Origin of the sequence: Martelella endophytica (assembly GCF_000960975.1) — a bacterium.
Lineage (GTDB): Bacteria > Pseudomonadota > Alphaproteobacteria > Rhizobiales > Rhizobiaceae > Martelella > Martelella endophytica.
Map to the genome: position 1 here is coordinate 1,301,891 of NZ_CP010803.1, position 19,974 is coordinate 1,321,864.

23 protein-coding genes are annotated in these 19,974 nt (G+C 63.2%); 15 read left to right on the plus strand and 8 right to left on the minus strand.

Annotated features, from left to right (window positions below):
• Positions 1–245 precede the first annotated feature (245 nt).
• From TM49_RS05940 to TM49_RS05950, 3 genes are all read left to right on the plus strand, one after another.
• Complete coding sequence (locus tag TM49_RS05940) at positions 246–941, plus strand: orotate phosphoribosyltransferase (RefSeq protein ID WP_045684844.1); 696 nt, start codon at positions 246–248, stop codon at positions 939–941.
• A 30-nt stretch (positions 942–971) separates the two neighbouring features.
• Positions 972–1,898, plus strand: coding sequence for a carbohydrate kinase family protein (locus TM49_RS05945; RefSeq protein ID WP_045679950.1), 927 nt, complete (start codon positions 972–974; stop codon positions 1,896–1,898).
• A gap of 100 nt (positions 1,899–1,998) precedes the next feature.
• Positions 1,999–2,592 (plus strand): hypothetical protein, encoded by a 594-nt coding sequence (locus TM49_RS05950; protein ID WP_045679951.1) that lies wholly within the window; start codon positions 1,999–2,001, stop codon positions 2,590–2,592.
• 120 nt (positions 2,593–2,712) lie between these two features.
• Here the strand turns inward: TM49_RS05950 and hslU are convergent, their stop codons facing one another.
• The 5 genes from hslU to TM49_RS05975 form a co-directional block, all read right to left on the minus strand.
• Entirely contained in the window at positions 2,713–4,020 is a 1,308-nt protein-coding gene (gene hslU / locus TM49_RS05955) for an ATP-dependent protease ATPase subunit HslU (protein WP_045679952.1), read from the minus strand.
• 13 nt (positions 4,021–4,033) lie between these two features.
• A complete protein-coding gene (locus tag TM49_RS05960; RefSeq protein ID WP_045679953.1) occupies positions 4,034–4,534 on the minus strand; it encodes a GNAT family N-acetyltransferase in 501 nt (166 codons plus the stop codon).
• Entirely contained in the window at positions 4,524–5,081 is a 558-nt protein-coding gene (gene hslV / locus TM49_RS05965) for an ATP-dependent protease subunit HslV (protein WP_045679954.1), read from the minus strand. The genes TM49_RS05960 and hslV overlap by 11 nt, the downstream gene beginning before the upstream one ends.
• A 116-nt stretch (positions 5,082–5,197) precedes the next feature.
• Positions 5,198–5,623, minus strand: a complete 426-nt coding sequence (locus tag TM49_RS05970; protein WP_045679955.1) for a DMT family transporter — start codon at positions 5,621–5,623, stop codon at positions 5,198–5,200.
• Positions 5,620–6,090, minus strand: coding sequence for a DMT family transporter (locus tag TM49_RS05975; protein ID WP_045679956.1), 471 nt, complete (start codon positions 6,088–6,090; stop codon positions 5,620–5,622). Before TM49_RS05975 ends, TM49_RS05970 begins: the two co-directional genes overlap by 4 nt.
• Before the next feature lie 241 nt (positions 6,091–6,331).
• On the opposite strand from TM49_RS05975, the gene hisB reads away from it, so the two are divergent.
• The 7 genes from hisB to coaA are packed head-to-tail and all read left to right on the plus strand — an operon-like array spanning position 6,332 to position 10,933.
• A complete protein-coding gene (hisB, locus tag TM49_RS05980; protein WP_045679957.1) occupies positions 6,332–6,940 on the plus strand; it encodes an imidazoleglycerol-phosphate dehydratase HisB in 609 nt (202 codons plus the stop codon).
• A 9-nt stretch (positions 6,941–6,949) separates the two neighbouring features.
• Positions 6,950–7,396: a DUF2628 domain-containing protein gene (locus TM49_RS05985; protein WP_045679958.1), complete on the plus strand. Its 447-nt coding sequence runs from the start codon at positions 6,950–6,952 to the stop codon at positions 7,394–7,396.
• Between the two features lie 5 nt (positions 7,397–7,401).
• Positions 7,402–8,052, plus strand: coding sequence for an imidazole glycerol phosphate synthase subunit HisH (gene hisH, locus TM49_RS05990; protein ID WP_045684846.1), 651 nt, complete (start codon positions 7,402–7,404; stop codon positions 8,050–8,052).
• 32 nt (positions 8,053–8,084) lie between these two features.
• Positions 8,085–8,810, plus strand: a complete 726-nt coding sequence (hisA, locus tag TM49_RS05995) for a 1-(5-phosphoribosyl)-5-[(5-phosphoribosylamino)methylideneamino]imidazole-4-carboxamide isomerase (RefSeq protein ID WP_045679959.1) — start codon at positions 8,085–8,087, stop codon at positions 8,808–8,810.
• A gap of 4 nt (positions 8,811–8,814) precedes the next feature.
• Complete coding sequence (gene hisF, locus TM49_RS06000) at positions 8,815–9,597, plus strand: imidazole glycerol phosphate synthase subunit HisF (RefSeq protein WP_045679960.1); 783 nt, start codon at positions 8,815–8,817, stop codon at positions 9,595–9,597.
• Between the two features lie 11 nt (positions 9,598–9,608).
• On the plus strand, positions 9,609–9,932 hold the full coding sequence (locus TM49_RS06005) for a phosphoribosyl-ATP diphosphatase (protein WP_045679961.1): 324 nt from the start codon (positions 9,609–9,611) through the stop codon (positions 9,930–9,932).
• A complete protein-coding gene (gene coaA, locus TM49_RS06010; RefSeq protein WP_045679962.1) occupies positions 9,929–10,933 on the plus strand; it encodes a type I pantothenate kinase in 1,005 nt (334 codons plus the stop codon). The genes TM49_RS06005 and coaA overlap by 4 nt, the downstream gene beginning before the upstream one ends.
• Before the next feature lie 312 nt (positions 10,934–11,245).
• Here coaA and TM49_RS06015 read toward each other — a convergent pair whose 3' ends face one another.
• The 3 genes from TM49_RS06015 to TM49_RS06020 form a co-directional block, all read right to left on the minus strand.
• Positions 11,246–13,414: a malate synthase G gene (locus tag TM49_RS06015; protein ID WP_045679963.1), complete on the minus strand. Its 2,169-nt coding sequence runs from the start codon at positions 13,412–13,414 to the stop codon at positions 11,246–11,248.
• Between the two features lie 36 nt (positions 13,415–13,450).
• Entirely contained in the window at positions 13,451–13,621 is a 171-nt protein-coding gene (locus TM49_RS23610; protein ID WP_158498609.1) for a hypothetical protein, read from the minus strand.
• Positions 13,622–13,783: 162 nt separating this feature from the next.
• Positions 13,784–14,842 carry an aldo/keto reductase gene (locus tag TM49_RS06020; RefSeq protein WP_045679964.1) on the minus strand — a complete coding sequence of 353 codons (1,059 nt, stop codon included), beginning with the start codon at positions 14,840–14,842 and terminating at the stop codon, positions 13,784–13,786.
• 265 nt (positions 14,843–15,107) lie between these two features.
• Between TM49_RS06020 and TM49_RS06025 the strand changes: the two genes are divergently transcribed.
• The 5 genes from TM49_RS06025 to TM49_RS06045 all read left to right on the plus strand — a co-directional run bounded on the left by TM49_RS06025 (position 15,108) and on the right by TM49_RS06045 (position 19,969).
• Positions 15,108–16,154, plus strand: coding sequence for a LacI family DNA-binding transcriptional regulator (locus tag TM49_RS06025; RefSeq protein WP_045684848.1), 1,047 nt, complete (start codon positions 15,108–15,110; stop codon positions 16,152–16,154).
• Positions 16,102–17,184 (plus strand): ABC transporter substrate-binding protein, encoded by a 1,083-nt coding sequence (locus TM49_RS06030; RefSeq protein WP_045679965.1) that lies wholly within the window; start codon positions 16,102–16,104, stop codon positions 17,182–17,184. Before TM49_RS06025 ends, TM49_RS06030 begins: the two co-directional genes overlap by 53 nt.
• Positions 17,185–17,356: 172 nt before the next feature.
• The gene (locus TM49_RS06035) at positions 17,357–18,184 is read left to right on the plus strand and encodes an ABC transporter permease (protein WP_045679966.1); all 828 of its coding nucleotides are present in this window, start codon (positions 17,357–17,359) and stop codon (positions 18,182–18,184) included.
• On the plus strand, positions 18,181–18,960 hold the full coding sequence (locus TM49_RS06040; RefSeq protein WP_045679967.1) for an ABC transporter permease: 780 nt from the start codon (positions 18,181–18,183) through the stop codon (positions 18,958–18,960). The genes TM49_RS06035 and TM49_RS06040 overlap by 4 nt, the downstream gene beginning before the upstream one ends.
• Entirely contained in the window at positions 18,953–19,969 is a 1,017-nt protein-coding gene (locus TM49_RS06045) for an ABC transporter ATP-binding protein (RefSeq protein WP_045679968.1), read from the plus strand. Before TM49_RS06040 ends, TM49_RS06045 begins: the two co-directional genes overlap by 8 nt.
• The last annotated feature ends 5 nt before the right edge of the window (positions 19,970–19,974 follow it).

The following is a 19,974-nucleotide window of genomic DNA, read 5'->3' on the forward strand; positions in this document are numbered from 1 at the left end:
GGAGGGCAATGAAACGCAATTCCTTCTGCGAAGATGGTTTCCGTCATTGCGGCGGCCCAATGTTTCGTTATCTTCGGGGCGCCGGAGCGGGCGGTTGACCGCTCTTTCCGTATCGGGCGATTGATTTTTCCGCCTGAAAAGGGCACGGACAGAACCGAAGCCGCCGCGCGGCGCCACCCGAAGCCTTCCCCGGTTGCTCCTCCCGCAGCCGGCGCGCGAAGCCGGGCGAGATGAAAGGGACCGAAATGACAAGAGCGAGTTTTGCCGACCCGGCGGTGATGGGTGAATTGATGGCCCGGATGCTGTGGGAAATCGAGGCGGTGCATTTCGCCCCCGACGAGCCCTACAAGCTCTCCTCCGGTCTCGTCAGCCCAGTCTATATCGATTGCCGCAAGCTGCTCTCCTATCCGCGCGTGCGCTCCACGCTGATGGATTTCGCGGCGGCAACCGTGCTGAAGCAAGCCGGTTTCGAGCGCTTCGATTGCGTTGCCGGTGGCGAGACGGCGGGTATTCCCTTCGCCGCCCTTCTGGCCGACCGGCTGGAACTACCGATGATCTACGTGCGCAAGAAGCCGAAGGGCTACGGCCGCAACGCCCAGATCGAGGGCACGCTGCCCAAGGGCGCCCGGGTGCTGATGGTCGAGGATCTGACGACGGCCGGCGGCTCGATGTTCCACTTCATCAACGCCGTGCGCGAGGCCGGCGGCGTCGTCGAGCATGGGCTGGCGCTGTTCTACTACGATATCTTCGAACAGGCCGAGAAGCGCTTCACCGAAGGCGGCGTCGACCTCCATTACATCGCCACCTGGAAAGAGGTTCTGGCGGTTGCGCGCGAGGAGCAGCGCTCTGACCCGAAGACGCTCGACAGCGTCGCCGAATTCCTCGACAGGCCGATGGAATGGTCGCGGGCCCGTGGCGGCCTGGAAGAACTGCTCGTATAACAGCAACAGACAAAAGACCGGGAGAGAAGAATGATTGTGTGCTGCGGCGAATCGCTGATCGACATGTTGCCCCGCGAAAGCAAGGCCGGGGAGCCTGCCTTTGCCCCCTATGCCGGTGGCGCCGTCTGCAACACGGCGGTCGCGCTTGCCCGGCTCGGGCGGCCGACCGGCTTCTTCTCCGGCATCTCCTCCGACCTGATGGGCGACATCATCCGCGAGAAGCTCGATGCCTCCAAGGTCGACTACAGCTATGCGGCAGTCTCCGACCGTCCGACGACGCTTGCCTTCGTCAAGCTCGTCAACGGTTCGGCGAGCTATGCCTTCTATGACGAAAACACCGCCGGCCGGATGATCACCGAGGCCGACCTGCCGACGCTCGGCGACGACTGCAAGGCCATGCATTTCGGCGCGATCAGCCTCATTCCCGAGCCCTGCGGCTCCACCTACGAGGCGCTTTTGATGCGCGAGGCGGATCACCGGGTGATCTCGCTCGACCCGAACATCCGCCCGACCTTCATCACCGACGCCGACAAGCATCGCGCCCGCATCGAGCGGATGGCGGCAAAGTCCGACATCATCAAGTTCTCCGACGAGGATCTCGACTGGTTCGGCCTTGAAGGCTCGCTCGACGACAAGGCCCGCCACTGGATTGCGGCCGGCGCCAGCCTCGTCGTCATCACCCGCGGTGGCGAAAGCGCGATCGGGTATACCGCGACGGAAAAGGTGGAAGTGCCGAGCGAAAAGGTCGAGGTGGTCGACACGGTCGGTGCCGGCGACACCTTCGATGCCGGCATTCTCGCCTCGCTCGACATGGCGGGGCTCCTGACCAAGGCGAAGGTGAAGGCGCTTTCGGCCGATGCCATCCGCGACGCGCTGGCGCTCGGCGCCAAGGCAGCTGCCGTCACCGTGTCGCGCGCAGGCGCCAATCCGCCCTTTGCGCATGAGATCGGCCTCTGAGCGGCCTTTACTTCACCTTAAGCATAACCGCGTAAGGTCCCGGGCACTTTGAACGGCATATTGGTTGGTCGTCCCCATGCGCGCATCTGGTGAAATTCCCATGCATAGAGAATATGGCCGCAGCCGCGCCAAATGGCGGGGCATCGGCCTTGCCGCGGCGCTGATGCTGCTGTCGGCCTGCTCGATCCTGCCCGGCCGGTCGGACCCGATCCCGACGCCGATTGCCGCCAATCCGGCCTCGCTCCGCATCGCGCTGCTTGCCCCCGAGCCCTTCCATATGCTGAAGGACGAGGTGAAGCTCACCGTCTATCAGCGCGGTGGCGGAAACGATATCTCGCGGGACTACATGCTGGTTGCCGCCGACAATGAGGCCGCCGAGGCCGCGGTCGCCAGGCTGCGCAAGCCCGGCCAGGTGCTGCAGGTCTATCGGCTGACGCCCGCCGATGCGCTGGCGCTTCACGATCAGCAGCAGGAGATGGCCGCAGCCCGCACGGGCAGTGCCAAACCCGGATTCTCGGTCGATCTCGATACCTCCTGCTGGAATGCGGCGATGATCGATCCGGCGGTGCCGCTCGATGTTCTGATCGAGGCCGGCGACGGAACCGGGTTCCACCCGCTGCTGTCCGACATCAACATCTTTTCGCTGATGAACCGGCCGGAAGGTTCGCGGCTGAAGAGCTGCTCCGAGAAATAGCGTCTGGTGCGACGCGGCTTGCCGGGTCGTGCTCTGTGCGCTTTGACAGGGTTTACCCCTCTCCGCCCTATAGGGGCATCTCCCCCTTTGAGGGGGAGATCGTCTATCGAGCGGCTTTTTCTACAGGATATACCGCGACAGGTCCGTATCCTGCGCCATGTCGCCGACATGCTTGCGGACGTATTCGCTGTCGATCAGCAGTTCCTGACCGGACTGGTCCGGGGCGGTGAAGGAGACTTCGTCCAGCACCCGTTCCATCACCGTCTGCAGTCGCCGTGCGCCGATGTTTTCGACGGAGGCATTGAGGTGCACCGCGACATCGGCAAGCGCGTCGATCGCATCCTCGGTGAAGTCGAGCGAGACTTCCTCGGTATTGAGCAGCGCCTTGTACTGGCGGATCAGGCTCGCCTCGGTTTCCGTCAGGATGCGGCGGAAGTCTTCCTTGGTCAGCGCCTGCAGTTCGACGCGGATCGGCAGGCGGCCCTGAAGCTCCGGCAGCAGGTCCGAGGGCTTGGAGACGTGGAATGCGCCGGACGCGATGAACAGGATGTGGTCGGTCTTGATCGGGCCGTACTTGGTGGCAACCGTCGTGCCTTCGACCAGCGGCAGCAGGTCGCGCTGCACGCCCTCGCGGGAAACGCCAGCCCCCATGCGGCCGTCGCCGGCGGCGATCTTGTCGATCTCGTCGAGGAACACGATGCCATCTTCCTGCACCAGGCGCACGGCCTCGCGCTGGATCACCTCGTCGTCGAGCAGCTTGTCGCTTTCGTCACGGATCAGATCCTCATAAGAGGCCTTGACGGTGGTGCGGACCTTCTTGGTCTTCTGGCCCATGCCCTTGCCGAACATTTCCGATAGGTTCAGAACGCCGATATTGGCCCCCGGCATGCCCGGAATTTCAAGGCCCGGCATGCCGGAGCTGTTATCGTTGATCTCGATGTCGATTTCCTTGTCATCGAGTTCGCCGGAGCGAAGCTTCTTGCGGAAACTGTCGCGGGTCGCCGGCGAGGCCGTCTTGCCGACCAGCGCGTCGAGAACGCGTTCCTCGGCATTGGCATGCGCCTTTGCCTGGACTTCCTGGCGCTTCTTCTCGCGCACCAGCACGAGGCCGATCTCGACCAGGTCGCGGATGATCTGCTCGACATCGCGACCGACATAGCCGACCTCGGTGAACTTGGTGGCTTCGACCTTGATGAAGGGCGCGCCGGCAAGCTTGGCGAGGCGCCGCGAAATCTCGGTCTTGCCGACGCCGGTCGGGCCGATCATCAGGATGTTCTTCGGCATCACCTCGTCGCGCAGATCGTCGGGAAGCTGCTGGCGGCGCCAGCGGTTTCTGAGCGCAATCGCGACGGCGCGTTTGGCGTCGTGCTGGCCGATGATGTGGCGGTCGAGCTCGGAAACGATCTCGCGGGGGGAAAAATTGGTCATCTGTTACTGCTCCTCAAGCGTCGCGGGCCATCAGAAGTGCCGGACCGCCTGTCATGCTGAATGTACCGAGCCGGACGAAACCGGCCTTCTCATAGGCGCGGATCGCAGCCGCGTTTTCGGGATGCGGGTCTACGAGGACGCGCATCGCGCCGTTATTCAGTGCCCGCTCCGCCATGGCGGAGACGAGCCTTGTACCGAGCCCCTTGCCGATCATGTCGGCCGGCCCGATGAACTGGTCGATGCCGAAGGTGCCGGCGGGCTGGCTCGCGAGCGCGGATTCCCTGTCGCGCTCGCCATCGAGATCGCAGAGCTGGATATAGCCGAACGGCACCTCATCCAGCGTTACGACGAAGGGCGATACCGTCGGATCGTTGAGGTGAGCGCGCATTTGCTCCACCTGCTTTTCCGCCCGGTCCCACCATGCCGCGACATGGGGCGCCCGGAGCCAGCGGGCCATCAGTTCCAGATCGCTTTCTTCAAGCGGCCTGAAATCTATGGTCCCGTCATGCGGCATCCAGCGTTTCCACGATGACATTGTCGTTGGTGTAGACGCAGATCTCGGCAGCGATCGCCATTGCCTTGCGGGCAACATCCTCGGCGGACCTGTCGCTGTCCATCAGCGCCCGCGCCGCCGAATAGGCGAAGTTGCCGCCCGAGCCGATCGCCATGACGCCGTGTTCTGGTTCCAGAACGTCGCCATTGCCGGTGATCGCCAATGTAATGTCCTTGTCGGCGACGAGCATCATCGCTTCCAGATTGCGCAGATACTTGTCGGTGCGCCAGTCCTTGGCAAGCTCGACGGCGGCGCGCATCAGCTGGTCGGGATATTGCTCCAGCTTGCGTTCCAGCCGCTCCAGCAGGGTGAAGGCATCGGCGGTCGCGCCGGCGAAGCCGGCAATGACATTGCCCTTGCCGATGCGGCGAACCTTGCGGGCATTGCCCTTCATCACCGTCTGGCCGAGCGAGACCTGGCCATCGCCGGCCATTACCACCATGCCGTCCTTGCGCACGGTGATGATGGTCGTTGCGTGCATGGTGCCGAAGGGATTGTGTTCGCTCATAGTCCAATACTCCTCGGCAATTCCGCTTTCGGAATTGCTTGTACAAAGATTTGGCCCTTCAGATCAGGGCCTTTCCGGCTTCCTATGTAGGCAGCCTTGCCACAATTGCAATCCGTTCACGCCCGCCGACCCTGTGCCAGCAGCATGCCGACCAGAATGAGCGCGAGGCCGCTGAAACGCAGCAGGGGTGCGGCGGTGACGCCTTCGGCAAGATCCATCGCCGCGCCGGTGATCATCTGGCCGCCGATGATCAGCACCGCGGTGTTGACTGCGCCGATCCGGGTGATGGCGAGCGAACCGGCTGCGACGAAGATCACGCCGAACGGCCCCGCCAGATAGGCATAATAGGGAATGTCCCTGATGGTCGGCGGAATGAGCCCGCCGACAATGACCGCGACCACGCACATCACCGCGAAACCGACAATGTGGTTGAAGAAGGACGACACCATCGGCGAGGTGGAGAGGCTCAGCCGCCCGTTGACCTGGCGGCTGATGCCGACGAGAACGCCGGCGGTGACGGCAAAGAGGATCGCCTGGATCATGCCTGCGCTCCCGCGAGAATGACCAGAAGACTGCCCGCCAGAATGAAGGCGACCGTCAATAGATCCCGGCGGTCGAGCTTCCTTGCGGCAAGGCCGAAGAAGCCCCACTGGTCGGCGGCAAGCGAAAACAGCACCTGGCCGCCGAGGCCAAGCGCGATCGCGCCGGAGAGCGCCAGGGGCGAATTGACCGCGAGCGAGGCGGTGATCACGGTGGCCGCACCCGAAACGCCACCGAGATAGGCCCACCAGGGCGCCCGCGGCTTGGGCTCGGACGCCGTGTCCTTCGGCCTTATTAGATAGAGCACGGCCAGAATGATGATCGCCGCGATCGTCCCGGCGCCGTGTCCCACCCAGGAGGCGAACATCGGGCTGCCATAGAACGCCGTCACGGCATTGAGATGGGTCATGACCGCCATCAGGCAGCCGGCAGCAAAGGCAACGAAGAAATAGGGAAGCGAGCGGGACATGCGGAGGACTTTCGGACGAGACTTCTCGCTTTTCCTTAAAGGAGAAATGACCACCGGGAAAGCGGCGGCTCCTCCGAAGCTGCGTCCCGTCAATTCCGGGTATCAGGTTTTCGCGATCCAGCAGACGGCGAACGCTGGATGCGGGACGCTGGAAGGAGAACTATCGCGCCCGCTTTTCTTTTGCGCTTCACCGGCCTGCCTGTTAAAGACACGGGGCATCATCCATGGAGGCATCAGGCATATGGCCGCTGAGAACGAAGCCCGCCGCGCGGAGATTGCGCGCGAGACCAAGGAAACCGCGATTTCCGTGTCCGTCAATGTCGACGGAACCGGCGAGGCGCGGATTTCGACCGGTGTCGGCTTCTTCGACCATATGCTCGACCAGCTCTCCCGCCATTCCCTGATCGACATGACGATCGAGGCGAAGGGCGACCTGCATATCGATGATCACCATACGGTGGAAGACGTCGGCATCGCGATCGGCCAGGCGCTGGCCAAGGCGCTCGGCAACCGCGCCGGCGTGACCCGCTATGCCTCGATCGACCTCGCCATGGACGAGACCATGACGAAAGCGGCGCTCGACCTTTCCGGCCGGCCCTATCTCGTCTGGAACGTCACCTTCCCGACCGAGAAGATCGGCACGTTCGATACCGAGCTGGTGCGCGAGTTCTTCAATGCCTTTGCCCAGAATGCCGGCATCACGCTGCATGTGCTCAATCATTACGGCGCCAACAGTCACCATATCGCCGAGACCTGCTTCAAGGCGGTGGCCCGCGCGTTGCGCACCGCTGCCGAGATCGATCCGCGTCAGCAGGGTCGCGTTCCCTCGACCAAGGGCATGCTCGCCTGAGGAGGCAGAATGGCAAGCTTTCTCGTGCTGGAGCCTGCAGGCGACGACGCCCCGGAAAGGGTCCGCTTCATCCGCGACGGGTTTTCCTGGGCCGGGCTGATCTTCGGGCCGTTCTACCTTCTGGCAAGCCGGGCATGGATTGCCGGATTTTCGACGCTCGTCATCTCGATCCTGTTGTCCGTTGCCGGGTTCTACGAGGGCCTTTCCTTTGCCGCAGGCGCGGCCTCGCTGGCGCTCAACCTGTTCATTGCGCTCGAAGGGCGCGAGTGGAAGGCTGCGGCGATGGAACGGCGCGGTTTCAGGCTCAGGGATGTCATTGTCGCAAGCGACATCGAGACGGCGGAAGAGATTTATTTCAGCGGGCGTGAGAGCGTCTCGCCGTTTTCAGCCATTCGCGCGACCGATCCCTGGCCGGCTGGCGGCATCGGGTTGATGGACGCCTATTCGAAGAAGTGAAGACCATGAAAGTTGCGATTATCGATTACGGCTCGGGAAACCTGCGCTCGGCGACCAAGGCCTTCGAGCGGGCCGCCCGCGAAAGCGGCAGCGATGCCGAGATCATCCTGACCGACAAGGCCGATATCGTCGCCGGTGCCGACCGCATCGTGCTGCCGGGCGTCGGCGCCTATGCCGATTGCCGCGCCGGCCTTGCCACCGTTGACGGCATGGTGGAGGCGGTGCGCGAGGCGGTCGAGGCGAAGGCGCGCCCTTTCCTCGGCATCTGCGTCGGCATGCAGCTGATGTCGGAGCGCGGCCTGGAAAAGACCGTGTCCGAAGGGTTCGGTTGGATTGCCGGCGATGTCACCGAGATCACGCCGTCCGATCCGACGCTGAAGATCCCGCAGATCGGCTGGAACACGCTGACCCTCAACACGCCGCACCCGCTGTTCGATGGCATCCCGACGGGCGATACCGGTCTGCACGCCTATTTCGTGCACTCCTATCACCTCGCCGCGAAGAAACCGGAACAGGTGATCGCCACCACCGATTACGGCGGCCCGGTTACCGCCTTCGTCGCCGACGGTAACAAGGCCGGCAGCCAGTTCCACCCGGAAAAGAGCCAGACGCTCGGCCTGAAGCTGATCGCCAATTTTCTGACGTGGGCGCCCTGAGGCTGCCCTCCATTTCGAAAGACTGAATCCAGATGATACTCTTCCCCGCAATCGACCTGAAAGACGGCCAGTGCGTTCGCCTGAAGCTTGGCGACATGGAGCAGGCGACGATCTACAATCCCGATCCGGGCGCCCAGGCAAAGGCCTTCGAGGATCAGGGGTTTTCGTGGCTGCATGTGGTCGATCTCAACGGCGCCTTTGCCGGCAAGACGGTGAACGGCGACGCTGTCGACGCGATCCTGAAGGCGACGAAGAACCCGGTTCAGCTCGGTGGCGGCATCCGCTCGCTCGCGCATATCGAGAACTGGCTGTCGCGCGGTCTTGCCCGCGTCATCCTCGGCACGGTCGCGGTGCGTGATCCCGAGCTGGTGAAGGCGGCCTGCAAGGCGTTTCCAGGCAAGGTTGCCGTCGGCATCGATGCGCGCGGCGGCAAGGTGGCTGTCGAGGGCTGGGCGGAAGCCTCGGAGCTCGAGGTCGTCGAGCTGGCGAAACGCTTCGAAGGCGCCGGCGTTGCCGCGATCATCTACACCGACATCGACCGCGACGGCATCCTTTCCGGCATCAACTGGGATGCGACGCTGGGCCTCGCCCGCGCCGTCAATATCCCGGTGATCGCCTCGGGCGGTCTCGCCTCGATGGACGACATCGCCCGGATGACAAAGCCGGACGCGCAAATCCTCGAAGGTGCAATCTCCGGCCGCGCGCTCTATGATGGCCGGATCGATCCGGCCGAAGCGCTGGCGCTGCTGAAAGGCTGAACCCATGACCCTGAAAGCCCGTGTCATTCCCTGCCTCGACGTCAAGGACGGCCGTGTCGTCAAGGGCGTCAATTTCGTCGACCTGATCGACGCCGGCGACCCGGTGGAGGCTGCAAAGGCCTATGATGCGGCGGGTGCCGACGAACTCTGCTTCCTCGACATCACCGCCACCTCCGACAATCGCGAGACGATCTTCGACGTCATCACCCGCACCGCCGAGCACTGCTTCATGCCGCTCACCGTCGGCGGCGGCGTGCGCACCGTGGCCGATATCCGCAAGCTTCTGCTCTGCGGCGCCGACAAGGTGTCGATCAACTCGGCTGCGGTGAAGAATTCCGATTTCGTCGCAGAAGCCGCCGACAAGTTCGGCAATCAGTGCATCGTCGTCGCAATAGACGCCAAGCGTCGCCCCGAAGGCCCCCATGGCGGCGAAAGCGACTGGGAGATCTACACCCATGGCGGCCGTCAGTCGACCGGCATTGACGCGGTGGAATTTGCCCGCACCGTGGTGGAGCGCGGCGCCGGTGAAATCCTGCTGACCTCGATGGATCGTGATGGCACCAAGGCTGGCTTCGATATCGAGCTGACGCGGGCGATTGCGGATGCCGTTTCCGTGCCGGTGATTGCCTCCGGCGGCGTCGGCACGCTCGATCATCTGGTCGATGGCATCCGCGAGGGCCATGCCACCGCCGTGCTCGCCGCCTCGATCTTCCATTTCGGGATCTATTCCATCGGCGAGGCGAAACATTATATGGCGGATGCGGGCATCGCCATGCGGCTCGACTGAGGGGGAACACAATGTCTGACTTCACGCTTGCCGATCTGGAACAGATCGTCGCGACGCGGGCCAAGGCCTCGCCGGATGAAAGCTGGACCGCAAAGCTGGTTTCGAAGGGCCAGGAGCGCGCAGCCAAGAAGCTGGGCGAAGAGGCCGTCGAAACCGTGATTGCCGCGATCGCCGACCAGCGCACGGAACTTGTCGCCGAAAGCGCCGATCTGCTCTACCACCTTCTCGTGGTGCTGAAGATTGCCGATATTCCGCTTGTCGAGGTGATGGACGAACTCGCCCGGCGCACCGGCCAGTCCGGCCTTGCGGAAAAGGCGGGGCGCGCGTCTTCATGATTGCAGAGTTCCGGGAAGCCCTCGCCAGCGATGGTGTCGCGGCCGACGGCACGCGGCTCGATCAGGTCTCGCCATATCGCTTCTTCTCCGCGGAGGAATGGTCGCATTTCCGCGCCGACACGCCGCTGACGCTGACGGCCGAGGAAGTGCGCCAGCTCCGCTCGCTGAACGACCCGATCGAACTCGAAGAGGTGCGGCGCATCTACCTGTCGTTGTCGCGGCTCCTGTCGAGCCATGTCGAAAGCTCGCAGATGCTGTTCCGCCAGCGCGCCGAGTTCCTGAATTTTGGCGAGGAAGACGCCAAGACGCCGTTCATCATTGGCGTTGCGGGGCCGGTCGCGGTCGGCAAGTCGACCACGGCGCGCCTCTTGAAACAGCTCCTCGCCCGCTGGCCCTCAAGCCCCAAGGTCGATCTCGTCACCTCGGACGGATTTCTATATCCGAATGCTGTCCTCGAGATGGAAGGGCTGATGCGGCGCAAGGGCTTCCCCGAGAGTTTCGATACCGGGGCGATCCTGCGCTTTCTCTCGGCCATCAAGGCCGGCATGCCGAATGTGAAGGCACCGGTCTACTCGCATCTGAGCTATGACGTGCAGCCGGACCAGTTCGTCACCGTCGACCGCCCGGACATCCTGATCTTCGAGGGCATCAATGTGCTGCAGGCGCGCGATCTGCCGAAGGCCGGGCAGATGGTGCCGATGGTCTCGGACTTCTTCGATTTCTCCGTCTATATCGACGCCGATCTCGACCTCATCCATCACTGGTATATCGAACGCTTCAAGAAGCTGCGCCAGACCGCCTTCCGCGACCCTGCTTCCTATTTCCATCGCTATGCTCAGCTGACGGAGAAGGACGCCCTGTCGACGGCGGAAGATCTCTGGAACAATATCAACATGAAAAACTTCGTCGAAAACATCCTGCCCACCCGCCCCCGCGCCGATCTCATCCTCCGCAAGGGACGCGATCACCTGGTGGAAACGGTGGCGCTTCGGAAGCTTTGAGGCGAGTTCTCTGGACTGGCCGGGAATTGAGCAAAAAGCTATGCCATAGCATTCTCCCGCTAGAGGGCAGGACAATTGCATATGGCACACCGCACAGCCCCCAACCGTCTCGCCCCGGAGGGGAGAGATCCCCCGAAAGGGGGAGTGAGGGGCGAGTGTTTCCACGCGGGCGCCCTTAATAGCGGAAATGCTGCATCCCCTCACTGTCGCTATCGCGACATCTCTCCCGCAAGCGGGAGAGAGGAATGGGAGCAAGCGGCGAGACTCATGCGATAGCACCCAAGGTGTAGCTTGGTATGTGCCGCGCCGTCCTCAGGCGGCGTCCTTTGCCTTGCGCTCCAGCCGGCGGGCATGCAGCACCGGTTCGGTGTAGCCGTTCGGTTGTTCGCGGCCCTTCAGCACGAGGTCTAGGGCGGCCTGGAAGGCAACGGAGGTGTCGAAATGGCCGGCCATCGGGTGATAGAGCGGATCGCCCTCGTTCTGGCGGTCAACGACGGCGGCCATCTTCCTCATCGTCGCGACGATCTGCTCTTCGCCGACAACGCCGTGATGGAGCCAGTTCGCCATGTGCTGTGAGGAGATACGCAGCGTCGCGCGGTCTTCCATCAGACCGACATCGTTGATGTCCGGCACCTTGGAGCAGCCGACACCCTGATCGATCCAGCGCACGACGTAGCCGAGAATGCCCTGGGCGTTGTTGTCGAGTTCGGCCTGGATTTCTTCCGGGCTCCAGTTCGGCCGCACCGCGACCGGCACGGAGAGGATGTTGGTGAGGCTCGCGCGCGGACGGCTCTTCAGGCTCTCCTGAACCCTGGCGACGTTGACAGCGTGATAATGCGTCGCATGCAGCGTGGCGGCCGTCGGCGAGGGCACCCAGGCGGTGTTGGCGCCGGCCTTCGGCTGGCCGATCTTGGCCTCCAGCATGGCCGCCATCAGGTCCGGCATCGCCCACATGCCCTTGCCGATCTGGGCATGGCCGGAAAGGCCGCATTCGAGACCGATATCGACGTTCCAGTCCTCATAGGCGGAAATCCACGGCGCGGCCTTCATGTCGCCCTTGCGGATCATCGGGCCGGCTTCCATCGAGGTGTGGATCTCGTCGCCGGTGCGATCGAGGAAGCCGGTGTTGATGAACACCACGCGGTCCTTCGCCGCGCGGATGCATTCCTTGAGGTTGACCGTGGTGCGGCGCTCCTCGTCCATGATACCCATCTTCATCGTGTTCGACGCCATGCCGGTGATCTGCTCGACGCGGCCGAAGAGTTCGGTGGCAAAGGCGACCTCTTCCGGTCCGTGCATCTTCGGCTTGACCACATACATCGAGCCGGCGCGCGAATTCATGTGGCGCCCGTCCTTGCCGATGTCATAGAGCGCGATCAGCGCGGTGATGGCGGCATCCATGATGCCTTCGGGAACCTCGCGGCCGTCACGGTCGAGGATCGCCGGATTGGTCATCAGGTGGCCGACATTGCGGACCAGCATCAGCGAGCGGCCGGGCAGGCTCTTTGCCTCGCCTTCGGGGCTGACGAATTCCACGTCGCCGGCGAGCTTGCGGGTGAAGGTCCTGCCGCCCTTGTTGACCTCTTCCGTCAGGTCGCCCTTCATCAGGCCGAGCCAGTTGGAATAGGCCAGCACCTTGTCCTCGGCGTCGACGGCCGCGACGGAATCCTCGCAGTCCATGATCGTGGTGATCGCCGATTCGAGCGCGACATCGTTGATCCCGGCGGGATCCGTCTTGCCGATCATGCCGTCGGGGTTCACCGAGACAATGGCGTGCAGACCGTTATTGGAAAGCACGAGGCGGAAGGCGGTGTCGCTTTCGCGGCTGAAACCGGAATATTGGGCCGGATCGGCAAGGCCGGTCTCACCGGATGCCGTCTTCACGATCAGCGCGCCGCCGTCATAGCCAAAGCCGGTGACATCGGCCCATTTGCCGCCGGCCAGCGGAAAGTTCTGGTCGAGAAAACTCTTGGCCCAGGCGATGACCTTCGCGCCGCGCTTCGGATTGTAGCCCTTGCCCTTTTCGGCGCCGTCATCCTCGGAGATCGCATCCGTGCCGTAAAGCGCATCATAAAGCGAACCCCAGCGGGCATTGGCTGCGTTCAGCGCGTAGCGGGCGTTCATCACCGGGACGACGAGCTGCGGGCCGGCGATGATGGCAATTTCCGGGTCGACATTGTCGGTGGCAACGGAGAAATCCTCGCCTTCGGGCAGGATGTAGCCGATCTCGCGGAGGAATGCCTCATAGGCGGCCATATCGGCAGGCGCGCCGTTTTCCTTGTACCATGCGTCAAGCTTCTCCTGCATCGCGTCACGCGTCTTCAGAAGAGCCCGGTTCTTCGGCGCAAGCGTATGGACGATCTCGGCAAAGCCCGCAAACCAGGCCTCCGCATCGACATCGGTACCGGGCAGGACGGCCTCGGTCAGGAAATCGTAAAGCGCCTTGTCGAAGGCAAGGCCGTGTTTTTCGATGCGGGCCATGAAGCGGTCATCCCTGTGGCTGGAATCTGTTTGTCATCAATCTAGCGGCAAAGCCGCTGCGGTCAATTCGGCATGAATTTGAAATATTGTTGCCAAACTGGAATAAGTTGTGTTCTTGCGAACTGGAGGCAGCGGCGTTTTCGGTGCTAGCGCCGAAAGCGCTGTTTTCTCAATTGCGTCATGCTCGGGCTTGACCCGAGCATCCATCAACGGCTTCCGCCGCCGGGTTTGCCTGGATCCTCGGGTCAAGCCCGAGGATGACGCCGGACGTGGTGGCTGAAGTGTGGACGCGACGCGGGGGCGATGGATACCAGCGAGCGTGGCCGGGATGCGGTTGCCCGTCATGGCGGGCCACGCCCCAAGCCCCGCTTACGTCTCCAAATACGGTCCCAGCAGGCTGAGGTCGGCTTCGGTCAGGCGGTCGCTGGCGGTGTTGCGCTGGTGCCAGTAGGGGTACTGCAGCCAGGGCTGGCTGACGGCGTCGAGCTTGCTGCGTTCCTCATCCGAAAGCTTCAGATCGGCGGCGGCGAGGTTGTCGCGGAACTGTTCTTCCGTGCGGCCGCCGGCGATGACCGAGGTGATTCCCTTGCGGCCGATGGTCCAGGCGAGCGCTACCTGGGCGGCGGAGGCGCCGCGGCCGTCGGCGATCTCGACCAGCGTGTCGATGATGGACCAGAGCCGCTCCTCGTCGCGGATCGGCGGTTCGGTCCAGCCCGAAAACTGGCGCGTACCTTCCGGGGCCTTCTGGTTGCGGCGGTGTTTGCCCGAAAGCAGCCCACCGGCGATCGGACTCCAGACCAGCACGCCGAGGCCCTGGTCGATGCTGATCGGCAGCAGTTCGTTCTCGGCATCGCGGCTTTCCAGCGTGTAGTGGATCTGCTGGCTGACGAAGCGCTGGTAATGCTCGCGCTCGGAAACACCGAGCGCCTTCATGATGTGCCAGCCGGAAAAGTTCGAGCAGCCGATATAGCGGACCTTGCCCTGGCGCACGAGCGTGTCGAGCGCCTCCATGGTTTCCTCCAGCGGCGTCAGCCCGTCCCATTCGTGCACCTGGTAGAGATCGATGACGTCGGTCTTCAGACGTTTCAGGCTGGCTTCGCAGGCGGAAATCAGGTGGTGGCGGGAGAGGCCGCTGTCGTTCGGCCCGTCGCCCATGGCAAACCGCGCCTTGGTGGCGATCAGCATGTTTTTGCGACGGGGCCCATCGAGCACCTCACCGATGATCTCCTCGCACACGCCCTGCGAATAGGCGTTGGCGGTATCGAGAATGTTGACGCCGGCATCGATGCAGATGTCGACGAGATGGGCGGCCTCCTTGACGCCGAGATCGCCGACCATCTTCGCCCAGCCGACCCCGCCGAACGTCATCGTACCCATGGTGATGGTCGAGATCTTCAGGCCCGAGCGGCCGAGCGTGCGGTATTCCATTGTGTTCCTCCGGGAAAGTTCGGCGCAGCCAGTGCCGCGCCTTCAGAAATCTGTGCCGTGAGCAAATGGTAGGCAGCAGGGTAGCCGAAATCAATCGCCCGAGGTGCAACAATGTCGCCGATTTCCATTCGGAGATGCCGTCTGGGCCGCGCACCGTTGCAAAAGAGCATCCCGCGCACAGTTTTGCGGGCATTGTTAAGCGGCGGGACTCGACAAGCGGACAGAAATTCTGCAGGGTTGCTTAAACGATTAATCAGGCCCCTTGATGAAGCAGCGCCCGCCAAAACTGACGGAAATTGCTGACCGGCTGGATATTTCCGCCGCCACGGTCTCCAACGCGCTCTCCGGCAAGGGGCGGGTGTCGGCAGAGCTTGCCGAACGGATCCGCCAGGTGGCCGAGGAACTTGGCTATGTGCCGAGCGTTTCGGCGCGCGCGCTCAGAACCGGGCTTTCCGGCGTCATCGGTCTGGTCCTGCCCGATATCGGCAATCCGTTGTTTCCGCAGATCGCGCAGGCCATCGAGAATGCGGCGACCGATGCCGGGCTCGGCGTGCTGATCGCGGATTCGCGCGGCAGCATCCAGGCCCAGACGGAGGCGATCCAGCATCTGCGCGACCATGGCGTCGACGGCATGATCGTGGTGCCCCGCCGTGGCTCGCGGGTGGCGGATGTCGGCTGCCCGGTGGCAATGATCGATTCCCCCTCGACCCCCGGCAACACGGTTTCGGCGGATCACTGGTGCGGCGGCTTTCTTCTCGGCGAGCATCTGCGATCGCTTGGCCATCGTAAGGTACTGCTGATCGGCAATCACCGCGATTCCATCGTCCAGACAGATCGTCTTGGCGGCGTGCGTGCGGCGCTTCAGGGCACCGAGGTCGAGCGTGTCTGGCTCGACAGCCTGCCCGGCGACCAGCCGATCGGCGCGCTCGATCCGGTGCGCTGGTATAGCGAGGGCTTCACCGCCTTCGTTACCGTTTCCGATCTGCAGGCGCTCCGGGTTCTGACGGCGCTGCAGAGTGCCGGCATTGCGGTGCCATCCATGGCGTCCGTAACCGGCTTCGACGATCTCGTCTTCGCCAGCAGCGTCATTCCGGCGCTGACGACGGTGCGCATGGATATGCCGAAGGTCGCGGAAATCGCGATTTCGGCTCTGAAGCGGGCCATCGAGGCGAAGTCCGGCGATGGTGCCGAAACCGTCAGGGCAGATCCCGACAGGGTGCCCATGACCCTTGTCATCCGCCGGTCCACCGGACCGGTCCATGAAGAAGCGGGGGCCAAACCCCGCTTGCCCCACCCCCAGCAGGAGAACTGAAACCGTGAAGACCCTTCTCTCATCGGTGGCTCTCGCCACGTTTGCACTTTCCGCCGGCGCCGCGTCGGCAGCCGACAAGACGCTGACGATTTCCGTCTATGCCTTCGCGCAGGACGAGTTCAAGGAGATCGTCTACGATCCCTTCAAGGAAATCTGCGGCTGCGACATCGTGGTCGAGACCGGCAACAGCGTCGAGCGCCTCGCCAAGATGGAAGCCAACAAGGCAAGCCCGGTCATCGCCATGGCCGTGATGTCGATGGCGGATGCGCTGCAGGCCTCGCGCCAGGACCTGATCGACGACATCGATTTCTCCAAGCTTACGAACTACGACAAGCTTTACGACATCGCCAAGGACCCGAACAAGGACGGCAAGAGCGTCGGCTACACCTTCTACGCCACGTCGATCGCCTATCGTCCGGACAAGGTCACGATCGAGTCCTGGGCCGACCTCCTGAAGCCGGAGCTTGCCGGCCGCGTCGCCTTCCCGAACGTCACCACCAATCAGGGCCCACCGGCTCTCTACATGCTTGGCAAGGCGCTCGGTGATGACGGCGCCGACCTGACGACGCCGATCGATGCCGTTGCCGAACACCGCGACGACTTCGTCACCTTCTACGTCCGCTCCTCGCAGCTGACCCAGCTGATGCAGCAGGAAGAAATCTGGGCCGCGCCGATCGGCCGCTTCGCCTGGGCCGGCTTCACCGACATGGGCTTCCCGGTCGAGTGGGCGACGCCGAAGGAAGGCCAGACCGGCGGCCTCAATGTCATGGTGCTGACCAAGGGCAGCGAGAACCAGGAACTGGCCATGCAGTTCATGGATTTCTGGCTCTCGACCGATGTTCAGACCAAGCTCGCAGAGGCACTGGTGGACAGCCCCGCCAACAAGGATGTCGTCGTCTCCGACGAGGTCGCCAACAACCTCACCTATGGCGCGGAAACCGCCGACAGCCTCAGCCTGATCCCCTCCGATGTGATGCTCGACAAGCGTGATGCCTGGCTCGAGCAGTGGAACGAGAAGGTCGGGCAGTAATCAGGGCCGGCAGGCGGGCTCCTTCAATCTCCCCCTCAAGGGGGGAGATTGATTGGGGGCTTTGCGGCAAAAAGAGTGGTTCGGGCGGTAGCCTTCTGACCGCCTGAACTTCAAACCCAAAGACCTGCGGCGGCTTCGGTCGCCGCGGCCTGAACAACAGAAAGCAAACTCAATGTTTCAAAGCCGCGTCGAGGCCATGGCGCTGGTGCTGCCGGCGGCCCTGTTTGCGGGGCTGGTGTTCCTGCTGCCGGTGGTCGTGCTGCTCGCTCAGGGCATTCATATCGACGGCCAATGGACGCTTTCGGCCTATGTCGATTTCTTTGCCAAACCGCTGAACCGCACCGTGTTCCTGCGCACGCTGAAGCTCGCCGCGCTGGTGACCCTGATTGCCGCGATCATCGGCTATGCCGCCGCCTATGCCACGGTCAGCCTGCCGCCGCGCAGCAAGGGCCGGATCATCGGCCTCATCGTTCTGCCGCTGATGATCTCGCCGGTGGCGCGCACCTATGCGTGGATTGTGCTGCTTGGCCGCACCGGCATCATCAACGAGGCGCTGGTCGCGATCGGCCTGACGGACGAACCGTTCCGCTTTCTGTTCACCGAGACGGCCGTGACCATCGGCCTGTTGCAGCTGTTCCTGCCGCTGATGATCATTGCTCTGATCTCCGCGCTGGAGAACATGCCGCGCGATGCCGTGACGGCCGCCCGCGTGCTCGGCGCCAACTGGTTCCAGGTATTCTGGAAGGTGATCCTGCCGCTGACGCGCGAAGGCCTGATCATCGGCGGCACGCTGGTGTTCACCGGCTCGATGACCGCTTACATCACCCCCGCCATCCTCGGCGGTTCCAAGGTTCTGATGCTCGAGACCCTGCTTTACCAGCGGGTGACGGTCGCAAACGACCTCGTCTCTGCAAGCGTCATCGCCTTCATCCTGATGGCCATGGCCTTTTCCGCCAATTTCCTGCTGAAGAAGATCGCATCCGCGCGAGGTGGCAAATGAAAACCCGCGTCCTCACCTTCCTGCCGCTGGCGCTCACGCTGATCTTCCTCATCGGTCCCTTCATCGTCATCGTCATGGCGGGGCTTTCGTCAGGCAACAATCTTGCCTTCCCGCCGCCCGGACTGTCGCTGAAATGGGTCATCAAGGTCTTCAGCATCGAAAGCTTCCGAGCAAGCTTCGCGATGTCGATGTTCCTCGCGATCTTCGGCACGCTAGCGGCGCTGATCCTCGGCATTCCGGCCTCCTATGCCATGTCGCGCTACAAGGTGCCGGGCTCGGAGACGGTGCGGCTCATCGTGTCCTCGCCGATCATCGTACCGGGCATCATCGTCGGCCTGGCGCTACTGCGCTATTTCGTCGTGCCGCTGTCGCTGTCGATCACGCTGGCGCTGTTTGCCGCCCATACGGCGCTGATCCTGCCCTATGCGGTCCGTGTCGTCTCGGCGAGCCTCAACAATCTGCGCTCGGATATCGAAGAAGCGGCCGTGCTGCTCGGCGCAAGCCGGTCGGGCGCCTTCTTCCGCGTGATCCTGCCGAATATCCGCGGCGGCGTGCTGTCGGCCTTCATTCTTGGCTTCGTCACCAGTTTCAATCAGGTGCCGGTGTCGCTGTTTCTGTCGGGGCCGGGTGTCAGAACGCTGCCCATCGACATGATCGGCTACATGGAGACCACCTACGATCCTTCCGTCGCGGCGCTCGCGGCACTTCTCGCTTTCCTGTCGATCGGCATTGTCTTCATCGCCGAACGCTTCCTGGGCTTTACCCGCTATGTCTGATTTCCTCGTCCTCGATAACCTCTCGCTCTCCTATGGTCGTACCACGGTCGTCGACCAGCTCAATCTTGGCGTCAGAAAGGGCGAGCTGATCGCGCTGCTCGGCCCCTCGGGCTGCGGCAAGACCACCACCATGCGCGCCGTCGCCGGCCTGCTGACGCCGTCTGCCGGAAAGATCGTGCTCGATGGCAAGGATGTCACCCGCGTACCGCCGAACAAGCGGCAGGTCGGGCTGATGTTCCAGTCCTATGCGCTGTTCCCGCATCTCTCGGTGTTCGAGAACGTCGCCTTCGGACTGCGGCTGAAGGGCATGCGCGGCGACGCCCTGTCGTCAAAGGTCAATGAGGGGCTCGCATCGGTCGGTCTTGCCCAATATGGCGACCGCCGTCCCGCCGATCTTTCCGGCGGTCAGCAGCAGCGCGTGGCACTTGCCCGCTCGCTGGTGATGGATCCGAAGATCCTGCTGCTCGACGAGCCGCTTTCCAATCTCGATGCCCGTCTGCGCCTCGAGATGCGCACCGAGCTGCAGCGGGTTCAGAAGGAAAGCGGGCTGACGATGATCTTCGTCACCCACGACCAGTCGGAAGCCCTGTCGCTCGCCGATCGCATCGTCGTCATGCGCGATGGCGAGATCGAACAGCTTGGCACGCCGGAGGATATCTACAATCGTCCGGTTTCCGCCTTCGTCGCCGATTTTGTCGGCTTCGAAAACATCTTCGCCATCGAAGGCGGCGAGTTGAAGGGCAAGGGAGAGGCCTTCACCCTTGCCTCTCCGCTGCCGGAAGGCGCAACCGGGCTTGCCTGGCGGCCTGAGGCCGTGTGGCTTGGCGAAGGCGCTTTCGAGGGCACCGTCATCGGTGCCGCCTTTGTCGGCCAGATGCGCGAATATGTTCTCGAAAGCGCGATCGGCCGCATCAAGGTCAATGTTGACGCCAATCTGCCGGCCCATCCGCTCGACACAAGGCTCGCCTTCGACCTGCGCGTTGAAGACGCCGTCGTGCTGAGGCGATAGGTGAC